The organism is Caballeronia udeis (assembly GCF_044909315.1).
GTDB lineage: Bacteria > Pseudomonadota > Gammaproteobacteria > Burkholderiales > Burkholderiaceae > Caballeronia > Caballeronia udeis_A.
Window position 1 is genome coordinate 17,423 of record NZ_JBIYEB010000023.1, and the last position, 12,819, is coordinate 30,241.

A 12,819-nucleotide genomic window follows, 5' to 3' on the forward strand; every position below is an offset into this window, starting at 1 on the left:
TCTGCGTGAGACCCTACGCCGCCGCTTCGAGAAACCAATGATCGTCGGACTCCTTTCACCCTTCACCCGGACGTGCGAATGACACTGAGCGCGACAATACCGAGCTCGGACGCCCCCAATCTCAGCTGGCAGGGACATAAACATGCTTCATGTACAAGGAACCACAATTCAAATGAAGAGTTGAATCGCCGGCAACGCGGCGTCGCAGTTGAGCAGGTTGACACGCTTGACCTTGATCTTGAGCACATCGTCGAAGACTATGAGATCGTGGAACACCGTAGCGGCAAATATCTGCTGCTCGTCTCCTTGTGTCTCGGTATAAATCATTGGGGTACGCATTCGGTAGATGCCATTTTCGACGGCATATAACGCTGGACGATGCAGTACGTGAAGACAGCGACTTTCCGGTTGTTGTGAAAATACCCGCGGCTGCTTCAGCCTGTCGATGCGCAGCTTAAGCAGCAAGCGATCCTCATACATGAGCGAAGCTTGATTGAGACCATCACTTTGATTTAGCGCAAGGGGCATCCAGTACGTGCCGTCTTCAGTAAAAAGCTCGTACCATTCCTCGAAGCGCTTCTCATCAAGCAGAAGCGTTTCGTCATACACGAATTCGATCAGCGCATCGCGCAAAGAGCCAGCGATTTCCATATGTTGTTTCCTTATATTTCGTCGAGTGCCGGCGGTCGTCCGACAGAACACGCTAGAAAGAAGACATGGCAGTGGACCAAAACGAAGCCCGTTGGTCTGGACGCTCCCCCAACAGTCAAGCGTCAAGCACGAGCTTCAGGCCACGCGCTCGCGACACGCAGATTTGCATGACGCGACCCGCCCGCTTTTCCACGTCAGTCAGGCAATAGTCGCGATGCTCGATATCGCCCTCGATTACCGAAGTCTGGCAAATGCCGCACTCTCCACGTTGGCAGTCGAAGATCGGATCTAGACCTGCTTCGATCATAGCGTCCAGTATTGTCTGGTCCGATCGGACCGACAGCACCATCCCGGCCTGGCGTAACTCCACTTCGAACTCGCGGTCGCCTGCCTGAGGCGCCGCCTCAGCGAACAGCTCGACGTGAATATTCTCTCGTGGCCAGCCTCGCGCAGTCGCAAGCGCGATAGCGGCATCGATCATCCCTTTAGGTCCGCATATGTAGAGAGGCTGCGTCAACTGAAGGGTCTCAAAAAGTTCCGCCAGATTCAGGCTCTTCGATGGATGGTCATCGGTATAGATATGGAGCCGTTCGCCGGCCAGTACGCGCAGTTTGTCGACAAATGCCATATCCGGGAGGCTGCGACCACTGTAGTGCAATGTGAAGCCATACCCCGCACTGACCAGTGCGGTCGCCATCGACGCAATTGGGGTAATGCCGATACCACCGGCAATCAGCACTGCGCGATTGCAAGCGTCCAGCGCGAATGCGTTCTCCGGTTCAGACACCTGCAACGTATCGCCAAGGCATACGTTGTCGTGCATCCAGCGTGAACCACCCTGTCCACCTTCCTCTCGTCGCACCGCGATCAGGTAAGTGCCGGGATTCAGTGTTACGTGGGCACCCAGTTCAAAGTTGACGAGCGAATAGTGTCGCCATTGACGACCATCCTGCGGCGAAACGCACACACGGATGTGCGCTCCCGCAGCAAAGGCTGGCAATGGCGTGCGGTCGGGCGCATGCATGCGAAACGTCTTGATTTCGGCTGTCACAGCGCGGACCTCGTCGACAATCAAATCCAGTATCTTTCCAGCGTGAGCATTCATCGCATAACTCCTGCACTCAGTCCTCTTATTGAATCAATCGTGGGTAGCCATCAGGTCAACCCAGGCGCGAAACTGATTGCGCATCAGAATTTCATTGTTGCCGCTGACATCCATGGGCAATTGACTACCTTCATTGACCTGGAATTCGCGGTGTAAGCTTATCCATGGATTGCCGCTGGAAGCCAACGCCTGCTGCATGGTCTTGAAGACGTGAATGTCGTCATGTGCGACGATGGACATCGGGGAGAATACGAGCCGGTTGTAAGTCAAGGTTCGCTGCAGCAGTTCGTCAGGCGCATCCACGGGTGCCAGGGCAAAAATCTCGACAAGTGTTCGGTTGGCAGCGAGTGGGCGGATTACGCGCAAGGTCTGCGGCGAGCTCTTCAGCGCCAAAGTTGGAAACAACACAGAGTTCTGGGGGGCAAATGCGAGGATTTCCTTCGCACGTTTCTCCCCGTGCGCTGTGCGCATTGCGTCTTCGTATCCCGGCGGCGCGCCGTAGCCGGAATGAATGCTAGCGCGAGTACCAAGGATGCAATGTCCATTCGCATAAACGCGCGCCCCCGCTTGCTGATAGAACTCGTAGCCTGAGCCGAATGGCAGCAATTGCTCCAGCTCCATCGGGCACGGCGTATCCTTGGGCCACGTTTTCACCGCGTCTCGAGCGGTTTGCCAGGCCGATTCGTGGGTGGAGATCGGGTGCACCGCGTCCACAACATTCTCGAGATACATCTTCCAGTTACACGGGATCACACTGCGCAAAATGCCACCGGCCACGCGCACTTCACCAGCGGGCGATCGATCGGCTAGATTGTCAAGCATGCCTAACATATCTCCGAAGTAATCACGAAAGGAAATGCCTTCGGGTGACATACGCGCAAACACAAAACCGCGGTAGTTTTCGCAAGCCAGACTGCCAAGCCCAGCAGACGCTTCGCACTCGTGTAGCCGTGTGCCTTCGTAGCCAATGCGCAGCGGCACGCCAAGTGGTTTGCCATCCGTGCGATAGGTCCAAGCGTGATAGGGGCAGCGCAGGAACTTTCCGGCGTTGCCTGAGGACAAAGAGATCACCATTGTCCCCTTGTGGGCACAACGATTAAGCAGAACGCGGATCGTGCCATCGGGTTGCCGGATCATGATGACCGGCTGACGGGCGATCTGAGTCGTGATGAAGTCGCCCGTATTGGGTACCTGGCTGGCGTGACCGACGAAGACCCAGCTCCGAACAAACAGTCGTTCACATTCGAGATCGAAGAGCTCCTCGTTCAGGTAGACATCCCGATGCACCCGATCTTCGTCGAACAACGCTCGGATGGCGTCGGGGTCGTTGCGATATTGAGACAGGTGGTTCATTGCGGATTACCGGGTAAAGTGCCACCTTTCCGACTAGCGACAAAGTGACAAGCCAGCTGAGATGTCATCGCCGCGCACTCCAATTCCTCAACCACGGCGGGGGTTCCGAAGAACTGGGTGGCGACGGCTCGAAATATGCCGACTATCGGCGCACAGACTGTATGGGTGCAAGCGCCGTAACCCCATGCAAACGGACTGTTATGTACAGTCAGCTTGAGTTCTTCGGCGCTCTCTTCGATGTACCATCGTCCCCAGCCGAGACCGGCCGATGCATCACACATAATTTCTAGCAACGCGCGGCCGGGAGCTGTTTGGCCGTAAGCCTGCACGCTGCGTCCGCCATGGAGCGCCGCGGAATTGGCTAGAGAACTCAGCACGCGCCCGCGCGTCATGTCGTCCAGGCCTTTCAACGTTCCCATGAGTACATCGGGTCGCATGATCAGGTAGCGGCGGTCGCCATCGCGGATCTCTCCCGCCTCAAGATCGTGCACCAGGCGTGAAACCATGGCGTTCATGCCGATCGCTCCTTAGCGCGCTGTTCGGGCGGCAAAGTCTCGGGGGTGAATCTCAGCGCGAGAACGATAGACAGACCCAGCAGTGCTAAATAAATGGCGACCGGCCACGGGCTTCGGTATTTCGCCAGCAAGGCAGTAGCCAGCATCGGAGATAAGCCCGCTCCGAGGACCGAGGCCACTTCACGCCCGAGTCCCAAGCCCGAGTAGCGTACATCCGCATTGAAAAGCTCCGACATGTAGGCCGGCTGCACGCCCTCAAGGGCACCAAGAGCCACGCTGGTAGACAGAACGTAGGCCAGCACGATCACCCACGCCTGCCCGGACTGAAGCATCAGGAAAAAAGGAAACGCGACCGCTATGACGCCTAGTGCACCCCACCTGTATACCGTGCGGCGACCAATGCGATCCGACATATGACCAAACCATAGCGAGAAGGGGATCATCAGCACCATGGAAACCGTCAGGGCGCCCAACAGCAGGTTGCTGGACAGGCCGATGAACTTGCCGTACGCCAGCGAAAATGCGAAGAAAATATACGACGCGCCACCTTCACCAAAACGCAATCCCATTACCATCAAGAGCTCTTTGGGATGACGCCGGAGCACTTCGACGATGGGCATGCGAACGCGCACCGTGGCTCGTTTAACCTTCACAAACTCAGCACTTTCCGGGATCTGTTTGCGGACGTAAAAACCCAGGGCGATAATGACAATGCTAGCGAGGAACGGCAAACGCCAACCCCAGCGAATGAACGCGTCATGCGGCAGCATTTGAGCAAGAAGAAATACCGCAGATGACATCACGAAGCCAGTTGTTGCCCCGGCAGGACTCCATGCGGACAGAAAACCGCGCCGCGAGGCTGGCACATTCTCGCTGATGATAAGAATGCTTCCACTCCATTCACCGCCCGCTGCAAGGCCTTGGACGACACGCAATGCCAGGAGCAACACAGGCGCCCAGATACCAATGCTGTGATAGGTAGGCAGCAATCCCATCAGAAAGGTGGCACTGCCCATCATGAGCAAGGTCAGGATGAGGACATTCTTACGTCCAACACGATCGCCCAAGTGTCCACATACGATCCCGCCGATCGGCCGTACCATGAAGCCAATGAGGAATCCACCGAAGGACAGAATGGTTCCAACGAGCGGATCCGTGCCAGCGGGGAAAAAGAGATCGCCGAACACCAAGGCGGCCGCGGTGCCATACAGAAAAAAATCGTACCATTCCAGCGCCTGTCCTATCACCGAAGTGAGCACTGTGCGCCGCAACGTTGCTTCGGGTACCTGCGTCGCCGCAGGACCGCTCACAATCGATATATCAGAGTTCATACCGGTCTCCCCACAAGTTCAAGGTATGGCGAACGCAGACTATGTTCGGGTGATCTCACCGCCTGTTCGCCGATATCGGTCTCACGTTTAATACCTGCCGGACAGAAGTTCGCCGCAGTCCGAGACCTCCGTATGCATTTCCAGACGTCGCAGCATTTGCCACGTAGTCGCGACCGCCGCCGACACGGTCGGGACACCCGACTCGTCCTGGACCTTCTGGATCGACGGCAACGACTGCATCTGGACGCAGGCTGACAGCACGAGGGCGTCGATGTTGCCGCGATCGAGACGTTTATAGATGGCGAGCAGTTTCTCCGGGTCCTGCGCGGCAACCTGCAGGTTGTCCGGAATTTCGAGCGCAATATAGTCCTTCACTTCGATACCTTCACTTTCAACGTATTCAACAACCAACTTCGTCAGCGGCTTCATGTAAGGGCAGACTATCGAGACGCGTTTTGCGCCCATCGCGTGCAGGCCGTCAACCAGCGCGCCTGCGCTCGTCACCACGGGGGCAGGCGCCCCGTTCTCCATCGTCCGCTGGAACAGGCGCTTCTCCGACACCCGGTGGTAGCCAGCGCCCATGCTCATGATGGCCACCAGGCACGCATAGCCGAGCACGTCAACGTGAGCATCTGAAAGCTCGATCGCACAGCGGTCGCTATCGCGATCCATTGCTTCGAGCTCTTCCTTCACGACCCTCTTCATTCGCATGCGGCTAGAGTGGAATGTGAAGCGCTCGTCAGAGTCTCGCTCGCGCCTACGGAACATCGCAGGGATTTCGGTTTCCATCGTCGTATTGGAAGACGGGACAATCTGCCCGATACGCAGAACGCGCTGCTGAACCATCATTTGCTCTCCATGGTTTCGAAAGCATTGAGTTGCACTGTTTCGGCATCGACATCCGATGCCCCGCTGCCTTCATCGTTGAATTGCACGGACGCGAGTGGCTTGCGGTTCACGCGTAGATCGAACACATCGAAGCGGTTATAGTGACCGGTAATATCGTGCATCTGGCGCGGCTGGATACAGCGCGACAGGTCGATATCAGCGTAGGCGATGCCCTCGTCATCGATTAGCGGCTCACCAATCACGCGACCGTCAGGCCCGAGAATCCCCGAAAACGCGCTGTTTCGACGCGCCAACAAATCGCGAGCCTGGGGGTGCGACGCGCCAATCGCCTGAATGATTTCCGGTGAAATGGTCGAGCATGAGACCACCGTAAATACCTTGCCTTCGAAGCAATGCGCGGCAGCTCGCAGGCGAATTGCTTCGACCATGTCGTAATCAGGCGGTGCGACGGGGAGCGAGATATAGCTCGCTACGTGCACAAGCTCGCCCTGCGCGAGCAGGCTGAAACGGGCAAGCGTATTCGTGTTCTCGCCGCATGCAAGCGAGCCGAGCGGCCCTATGCTCGTATCGTGTACCCGCAACGCGGACGCGTCTCCGTTGGCCCACGTCAGCTTTTCGGCCCACGTCGGCACGAGCTTTCGATGTCTCCCGAGAATTCGGCCCTCGTCGTTGATTGTGACGAGCGTGTTGTAGAGCGTGCCAATGCCCGTGCGGCTGCGTTCGTTCACGCCGATCACGACGTTGATATGGTTCGCCTTAGCTGCCCCTACGATGCGTCGGATTTCCGGCCCCGGTATTTCGATGGCGGATCTGCACAACTTCTCGAACCACGGGCTACCTTCGACTGGGCTCATCACCCAGTTCCAGTACGGATAGCCGGCGACGAACACTTCGGGGAACGCGACAAGGCGCGCACCGTTGTCTGCGGCTTCGCGAATCAGCCCGCAGACCTTGTCGACGGTAGCGTCGGTGTCAAGGAATACGGGAGCGGCCTGCACGGCCGCTGCTTTGAATTGCGGAAGATTCAGCATGGAAGACGTCTCGCACTTTGTTGGGGAGATTTGACGCCGGCCAGTTGCCGACCGGATAGCGTCATACGCATGGCACAGGCTCAGACCGCCACGACCGGATGGCGGAGTTCTCCGATGCTTTCAACCTGAGCGCAAACCACATCGCCCGGCCACAACCATTCCTGCGGATTGCGACCTGCGCCGACGCCTTCGGGCGTACCAGTTGCGATGATGTCGCCCGGCTCCAGCGTAATGGCCTTGCTGATGTCCGCAATCAAAGCGGGCACATTGAACAGCATGTGGCGCGTGTTCGAGCTTTGTTTCATCACACCGTTGACCGTCAGGCTCAGGTTCAGCGTTTGTGGATCGGGGATTTCATCAACGGTGACGATGCACGGACCGAACGGCGCGAAGGTGTCCTGCCCCTTCGAATAAATCCACTGGCCCGCACGCCGGCAGTCGCGTGCGCTTATGTCGATCATGACGCTGTAGCCGAACACGTACTGCAATGCATCCGTTTCGCTTACGCCCTTCGCGCGTGTGCCTATGATCACGGCAAGTTCGACTTCCCAGTCAAGTTGCTGCGTGATCTCCCTGTTGTGTTCGATCGCATCGCCCGGGCCGATCACCGTCGTCGGGGGCTTCGAGAAGATTACTGGCTCCTTCGGCAGATCTTTCGACGTATCGAGCGTCCGGCTCGATTCGGAAACGTGCTCGACGTAGTTCAAGCCGATACCGAAAATATTCTTTCGCGGGCGCGGGATCGGAGCGAGCAGATTGACGTTCTGCACAGGCACGGCAACACCGACCGGCCACTTGCCGCGATGCTCATCGAGCAGCGAACTCGTGGAGAGCACGGCCTGCGGACCGAGGTCAATGAATTCGAGCATGCTCGCCGGCAGCGGATGTCCAGTGGTTGCACCGAAGCGCGCCAGATCGATGACGGCTCCATCGACGATAGCTCCCAGACGGGCAGCAGCGCAAACTTCCGGACGGTAGGTAACGAGACGCATGAAATGACTCCATCAGTGCCGCCCTCTCCGGGCAGCAAATAGAAACGGGTTAGAAAGAGGCCGATTGCAGTCAGCCCGACGCGACCTGATGGCCGCCGTTTTCCGCAAGGGCTTCTTCACGGTACAGCCCGAGCGAGTGCATGACAGGCAGATCGCTGAAACAGAACAGGCACGCGTCGTCCGACGATGAAGCGTTTGAGTGCTCGTGGAACGCCCACGAAGGCACGCAGAAGATATCGCGCTCCGTCCACTCGAAGCGTTGGCCGTTGATGATCGAACAACCGCTGCCCTTCGCGACCTGATAGATGAAACTGCCGGTATGACGGTGCGCGCGAGTCTTTTCGCCTGGACGCAGCAATTGCATGCTTGCACCGATCGTCGGCATCACCGGGCCGCCGTTCACTGGATTTACGTAGTTCATTAGCACGCCGTCGAACGGCGAGCCGTCCGATACGCGCGCGTATTGCGTGAGCGCCTCATAGGTGGGTTCCCATTCGTACTTGAATAGCGGTGAATAGCGCTTGTCCCAGTCCCCTTTCTGCGGATGCAGGCCCTTTGCGCCCCAGATCGCGGTCAAATCGTCGACCGGGTGAGTGATCGCCTGCTGCAAGTCCGGATGCACCGCGTAAAAGCCTGCTTCCATCGCGTTCACCAGCGGGATGTCGAGGCCGTCCTGCCAGATGCAGGGCGTGCCGTAAGCCGCAACGCCATGCTCGTGCCAGGTGCCATTCGGCGTCAGCACGAAATCGTTTTTCCCGAGCATCACTTTGTGACCATCGACGATCGTGTATGCGCCGGTGCCTTCCATGATGAACCGCAACGCCGACGCCGAATGAGAGTGTGCCGAGGCTGCCTCCCCCGGGTTCATCACCTGCAAACCGGAATACAGCCAGCCCACCGCGGCCGACACTTCGCGGCGGCCTGGGTTGTTCAGATACACGACGCGGCGGCCCGCCTGCTCCGGGGTTACAAGTTCAACCGCGCGCAGCACGTGCTCGCGCAGATCGCGATAGCGCCACAGCACCGGCACCGATTCGGACTTCGGCTGCCACGGCTCGATCTTGTTGGCAACGGTCCATAGCGCGCCTGCGTCGAGTTGTTCGAGTTGCTGATAGTAGGCAGCGAGTGCCGGCGTATCTGCGACGTTCGCACGGCCCGCCACGCTCTCCCGATAGCTATCGTAAGTGTTCCCTGCCATGTTCATGCTCCTGTCTATCACAGCAACGAGGGTCCGTACGGTCCGGGATGCTGTCATCGTCGGGCGCCCGGAGTTGTGTTCAAGGCGATCGTTCGCGAGTTGGTGGCTGAAGCCATCGACCGATTGCCCTGCGAAATGCTGCCTTCCGTCTGCCTTGCGCGATCTCCACTCTGAGTGCTGGACCGCGTGAGACTGCGCCCAATGATGCCGTCAAGCGCTGTGCTTCTTTCTACATCATCGAATCGATATGTAAATAGGATACCGAAAGAAGTATCAGGTATTTTTTACATGAATTCTTTTCTCTCTCACTGCTGCCGAATTGATAAGTCACAGTTCAAACCCACCTGCCGCTCGAGCACAGCGCCTTTAGCGCCAACGCAACACAACTGCATTAACTGCGGCTGGCCACGATTCGATGTTGCTCGTCCAGTGCAAGGCATACCGCATCGCCCTTCTCCGCGACCGACTTAAGGCATGCGATTACGGTTGGACCCGCCTGCATCGCAACGCTTGCCAGATGAACGCCACCGCTGTTGTGTGCTCCGACCCGGTGCCGGACCACCGTCAGCGCAGTCACTGTGCCGCGTGCTGCTTCGATCTCCGACCATTCGGCACCCCCGCACACGGGACACAGGTAGCGCGCCGGGAACACAGTCGTGCCGCAGCGGATGCAACTGGAGACCGTCAGACTCATTGGCTACCTCCGCCGACAGCTTCAAGCACCACCGCGTTCGCACACATGCCGTACCGGTACTCGACCATCCCGTAACCGCTGACTAGTGCACGCGTTGCACCCCGCACCTGTCGTTCGCCCGCTTCGCCGCGCAGTTGAGTGACCGCCTCTACCAGTCCATGCATGCCGCCTGCCGCGCCAGCCTGCCCCGCGGAGAGTTGTCCACCGGACGTGTTGACCGGCAATTCATGGGACGATATCCGCGAGATCAGCGCGCGCAGGTCCGCGTCAGGCGCGAAACCCAGGTCAGTGAGCTGCACGAGCGCCATCACCGGATAGTCGTCGTATACAGACACGAGATCCATTTGGTCCGGCGTCATGTCTGCGTCGCGCCATAATGCTGGCGCGAGCGTGACTAGCGACGTCTGCAGGCCGTCGCCCATCTGGTGGTCGACGTTATAAGCGCATCGCAGTGCGCGCACCGCAACGCGAGTGCCATGCTTTGCGAGGTCCGTACGCGCAACGACGATCGCATTCGCGCCGCTCACCACCGGTACGCAATCGAAACGGCCCAGTGGGTCAGCGACGAGCGGTGCGTCCAGATAAGCATCGATTGACAGTGGCGTGCGATAAACCGCCTGAGGATTGCGCGATGCCCATCCACGTTGCGCCACACACAGCGCGCCGTAATCGGTGCGCGACAGGCCATAACGTTGCGCATGCTGCTGGGTCAACATGGCGAACTGCGCGTTCGGGCCGCCGCTCTCGAGCGGGCGCAGCCACACACGCGTTGTCAGATTGTAGTGATCAACGAGCTGCTTAAAGTCCGAGGGCTGAAAGCGGTCGCCCGATACGAGCGCAATCACATTCGCGTCACCGCACTGGATAGCACGCACCGCGTGTTGGAGCAGATTGACTCCGCTGGCACCGCCGTGGCAGTCGTCCATGCACCACCGAGGCGAAAGGCCAAGGCGCCACGCGAGGTCAATCGCGTGATCGGGAGAAAGGGTAAAGGACGCCACGCCGAGTCCGTCGATTTCCTTTGCAGCGAAACCCGATTGGGCGAGCGCCATGCGAAACGCCTGCGCGAGTAGATCACCCGTCGTACCTTCGGGAACCTGCCGCCGATATGGAACTTCCACTCCAGCGCATACCATCACACCGGAAAAATCGCGTGAGTGCATGTTCAATCTCCTCGCCAACATGTCATGCATTGCAGTGTTGCGTGCAGCATGAGCAGGGCCTCGCGCCAATCGCCGGCACCCCCGTAGCTCAATAAGATGGCGATTGGCCGCGCTCCAGAGCCGACGGCAACATGCTCGAATGCGACCGGCGTCGCGACAAACGTTGGAGAACCTTGCGCCGTTGCCATACAGCTTCCTCTGTGCCGCCTTGCGGCAAGATAAAAATAGTCCGTCAATGCTTCGTTGCGCGCTTTGCGGGTCTCAAATTATGGCTGGAGCACCCGACGGGCATCGCTGCTACGAGCGTCTGAGCCGGTATCCCGACGTTTCGAGATCCCAGGTTCTTTCGGTCACGCCTTTCTCGCGCAACCTGTACTTCTGGATCTTGCCGTTTTCGGTTTTGGGTAGCTCGCGCAGAAAGTCGAGAAAGCGCGGCACTGCGAAATACGGTAGACGCGGCTCGCAATAGCGGATTAGCTCAAGCGGCTCAAGGATCTCGCCGTCGCGCAACACGAGTGCAGCCATTACTTCGTCTTCGGCAAGCTCGGACCTCACCGCAAACACAGCGGCGGTTTCGACCGCGGGATGACTTAGCAGGACGTGCTCGACTTCAAATGATGAGATGTTTTCGCCACGGCGACGGATCGCGTCTTTAAGCCGATCGAGAAATTTGTAATAGCCATCAACATCACGAATAACCCGATCTCCGGTGTGGAACCATAGATTGCGCCACGCTTCGACTGTCGCTTCGGGCATCGAGAAATAGCCTCTCGAGAACGCAAAAGGCTCCGAGGCGCGCAGGGTCAGCTCGCCAGGATGTCCGTCCGGCACCGGCTCGTCGTTCTCGTCAACGACGCGCGCTTCAAAACCCGGCGCCACACGTCCCATCCATCCTGCACGCTGGTCGGCAACACCGCACCCGATGACACAATTGCTTTCTGTCGTTCCAAATCCGTCAAGCAGGTGAATCCCGCAACGTTCGGTGAAACTGGCGTGAAATTGCTCCGGCACACCCGGAGCCAGGGCGATCCTGACCTTGTGGCGGAGCTCCATGTCTGTTGGCGCTTTCGACAACAGGATGGGGACCATCGCGCCTAGCAGGTACGTTACCGTGGCCTCGGTCTCAACCAACGCCGCAAAAAATCGACTTGCAGAGAATTTCTTGTCGACGATTAGCTTTGCTCCCGTCACCAGGGCCTGGAAAAAACTGTTCAGGGCATTGGTATGGAACAGCGGCAGGACGGTATAGAGCGTATCTCCTGCCGTGATCCCGATATGTCTTGATGAGTAGATGCCCCACCAATAAAACTGTCCATGCGGGCAGACGACGCCTTTCGATAAACCGGATGTCCCCGATGTATAAAGGATGGCGAGCGTATCACCGGGCCTGACATCGGCGGCTTCATGTGCCTCGCCTCTCGGAGGAAGCTGTTCACAGTAGACTGGCAGGGACTTAGCCGGCGCGCCGTCATTAATGAGCCATACAGCCTTCAGGGCAACCCTCGAGAAATCGAGCGCAGCAATCGCGTCGGTCAATGAGGCTTCTATTACGATCAGTTGTGCTTTGCAATTTTCGAGAACGTGTTGCAGTTGCGGGCCTCGTGACGCGGTGTTGACTGGTACCACGATTGCGCCGAGCCAACCACACCCAAGCACGATCTCCATGAATTCCACACGGTTCGAGCACATCAGTGCTACCCGATCGCCACGCTTCACCCCTGCCGCCGCCAAGGCGCCGGCCCGTCGCGCAGCCGCATCTAGCGCATCAGAAGTTGTCCATACCGTTGTACGATCGGAAAAGAGAATGGCATTGCCACGGGCTGTGGCACGGGCCTTCAGCAGCGCAGGGAGCGTGCGTTGCGACGGAGCGACGTTCCACTCGCTCACGTCCGTTGGGCAATCAATGTGTTTCAGTTCCATAAGTTCCTACACGGTGA

Annotated in this window: 12 protein-coding genes; all 12 read right to left on the minus strand. The window is 58.3% G+C overall.

What is annotated here, in order from left to right:
* Nucleotides 1–168: 168 nt before the first annotated feature.
* The 12 genes from ABH944_RS30315 to ABH944_RS30370 all read right to left on the minus strand — a co-directional run bounded on the left by ABH944_RS30315 (nt 169) and on the right by ABH944_RS30370 (nt 12,802).
* On the minus strand, nt 169–651 hold the full coding sequence (locus ABH944_RS30315; RefSeq protein WP_404611043.1) for an aromatic-ring-hydroxylating dioxygenase subunit beta: 483 nt from the start codon (nt 649–651) through the stop codon (nt 169–171).
* 115 nt (nt 652–766) lie between these two features.
* Nucleotides 767–1,756: a PDR/VanB family oxidoreductase gene (locus ABH944_RS30320; RefSeq protein WP_404611042.1), complete on the minus strand. Its 990-nt coding sequence runs from the start codon at nt 1,754–1,756 to the stop codon at nt 767–769.
* A gap of 33 nt (nt 1,757–1,789) precedes the next feature.
* Nucleotides 1,790–3,109 (minus strand): aromatic ring-hydroxylating oxygenase subunit alpha, encoded by a 1,320-nt coding sequence (locus ABH944_RS30325; RefSeq protein WP_404611041.1) that lies wholly within the window; start codon nt 3,107–3,109, stop codon nt 1,790–1,792.
* Entirely contained in the window at nt 3,106–3,624 is a 519-nt protein-coding gene (locus ABH944_RS30330; RefSeq protein ID WP_404611040.1) for a V4R domain-containing protein, read from the minus strand. Before ABH944_RS30330 ends, ABH944_RS30325 begins: the two co-directional genes overlap by 4 nt.
* Nucleotides 3,621–4,955: an MFS transporter gene (locus ABH944_RS30335; protein WP_404611039.1), complete on the minus strand. Its 1,335-nt coding sequence runs from the start codon at nt 4,953–4,955 to the stop codon at nt 3,621–3,623. The genes ABH944_RS30330 and ABH944_RS30335 overlap by 4 nt, the downstream gene beginning before the upstream one ends.
* A gap of 87 nt (nt 4,956–5,042) precedes the next feature.
* The gene (locus ABH944_RS30340) at nt 5,043–5,801 is read right to left on the minus strand and encodes a maleate cis-trans isomerase family protein (RefSeq protein ID WP_404611065.1); all 759 of its coding nucleotides are present in this window, start codon (nt 5,799–5,801) and stop codon (nt 5,043–5,045) included.
* Nucleotides 5,801–6,835: a carbon-nitrogen hydrolase family protein gene (locus ABH944_RS30345; protein ID WP_404611038.1), complete on the minus strand. Its 1,035-nt coding sequence runs from the start codon at nt 6,833–6,835 to the stop codon at nt 5,801–5,803. The genes ABH944_RS30340 and ABH944_RS30345 overlap by 1 nt, the downstream gene beginning before the upstream one ends.
* Before the next feature lie 80 nt (nt 6,836–6,915).
* Entirely contained in the window at nt 6,916–7,827 is a 912-nt protein-coding gene (locus ABH944_RS30350; RefSeq protein WP_404611037.1) for a fumarylacetoacetate hydrolase family protein, read from the minus strand.
* Between the two features lie 70 nt (nt 7,828–7,897).
* Complete coding sequence (locus ABH944_RS30355; protein ID WP_404611036.1) at nt 7,898–9,025, minus strand: cupin domain-containing protein; 1,128 nt, start codon at nt 9,023–9,025, stop codon at nt 7,898–7,900.
* A 391-nt stretch (nt 9,026–9,416) separates the two neighbouring features.
* Nucleotides 9,417–9,719 (minus strand): Zn-ribbon domain-containing OB-fold protein, encoded by a 303-nt coding sequence (locus ABH944_RS30360; RefSeq protein WP_404611035.1) that lies wholly within the window; start codon nt 9,717–9,719, stop codon nt 9,417–9,419.
* Complete coding sequence (locus tag ABH944_RS30365) at nt 9,716–10,882, minus strand: thiolase family protein (protein WP_404611034.1); 1,167 nt, start codon at nt 10,880–10,882, stop codon at nt 9,716–9,718. The genes ABH944_RS30360 and ABH944_RS30365 overlap by 4 nt, the downstream gene beginning before the upstream one ends.
* 297 nt (nt 10,883–11,179) lie before the next feature.
* A complete protein-coding gene (locus tag ABH944_RS30370; protein WP_404611033.1) occupies nt 11,180–12,802 on the minus strand; it encodes an ATP-dependent acyl-CoA ligase in 1,623 nt (540 codons plus the stop codon).
* Nucleotides 12,803–12,819 lie beyond the last annotated feature (17 nt).

Excerpts from the sequence above, each read along its gene's own strand:
- ABH944_RS30320 (WP_404611042.1), bottom strand. The coding sequence starts at position 1,756 with ATGAATGCTCACGCTGGAAAGATACTGGATTTGATTGTCGACGAGGTC.
- ABH944_RS30335 (WP_404611039.1), bottom strand. The coding sequence starts at position 4,955 with ATGAACTCTGATATATCGATTGTGAGCGGTCCTGCGGCGACGCAGGTA.
- ABH944_RS30360 (WP_404611035.1), bottom strand. The coding sequence starts at position 9,719 with ATGAGTCTGACGGTCTCCAGTTGCATCCGCTGCGGCACGACTGTGTTC.
- ABH944_RS30370 (WP_404611033.1), bottom strand. The coding sequence starts at position 12,802 with ATGGAACTGAAACACATTGATTGCCCAACGGACGTGAGCGAGTGGAAC.
- ABH944_RS30345 (WP_404611038.1), bottom strand. The coding sequence starts at position 6,835 with ATGCTGAATCTTCCGCAATTCAAAGCAGCGGCCGTGCAGGCCGCTCCC.
- ABH944_RS30355 (WP_404611036.1), bottom strand. The coding sequence starts at position 9,025 with ATGGCAGGGAACACTTACGATAGCTATCGGGAGAGCGTGGCGGGCCGT.
- ABH944_RS30330 (WP_404611040.1), bottom strand. The coding sequence starts at position 3,624 with ATGAACGCCATGGTTTCACGCCTGGTGCACGATCTTGAGGCGGGAGAG.
- ABH944_RS30315 (WP_404611043.1), bottom strand. The coding sequence starts at position 651 with ATGGAAATCGCTGGCTCTTTGCGCGATGCGCTGATCGAATTCGTGTAT.
- ABH944_RS30325 (WP_404611041.1), bottom strand. The coding sequence starts at position 3,109 with ATGAACCACCTGTCTCAATATCGCAACGACCCCGACGCCATCCGAGCG.
- ABH944_RS30350 (WP_404611037.1), bottom strand. The coding sequence starts at position 7,827 with ATGCGTCTCGTTACCTACCGTCCGGAAGTTTGCGCTGCTGCCCGTCTG.
- ABH944_RS30340 (WP_404611065.1), bottom strand. The coding sequence starts at position 5,801 with ATGGTTCAGCAGCGCGTTCTGCGTATCGGGCAGATTGTCCCGTCTTCC.
- ABH944_RS30365 (WP_404611034.1), bottom strand. The coding sequence starts at position 10,882 with ATGCACTCACGCGATTTTTCCGGTGTGATGGTATGCGCTGGAGTGGAA.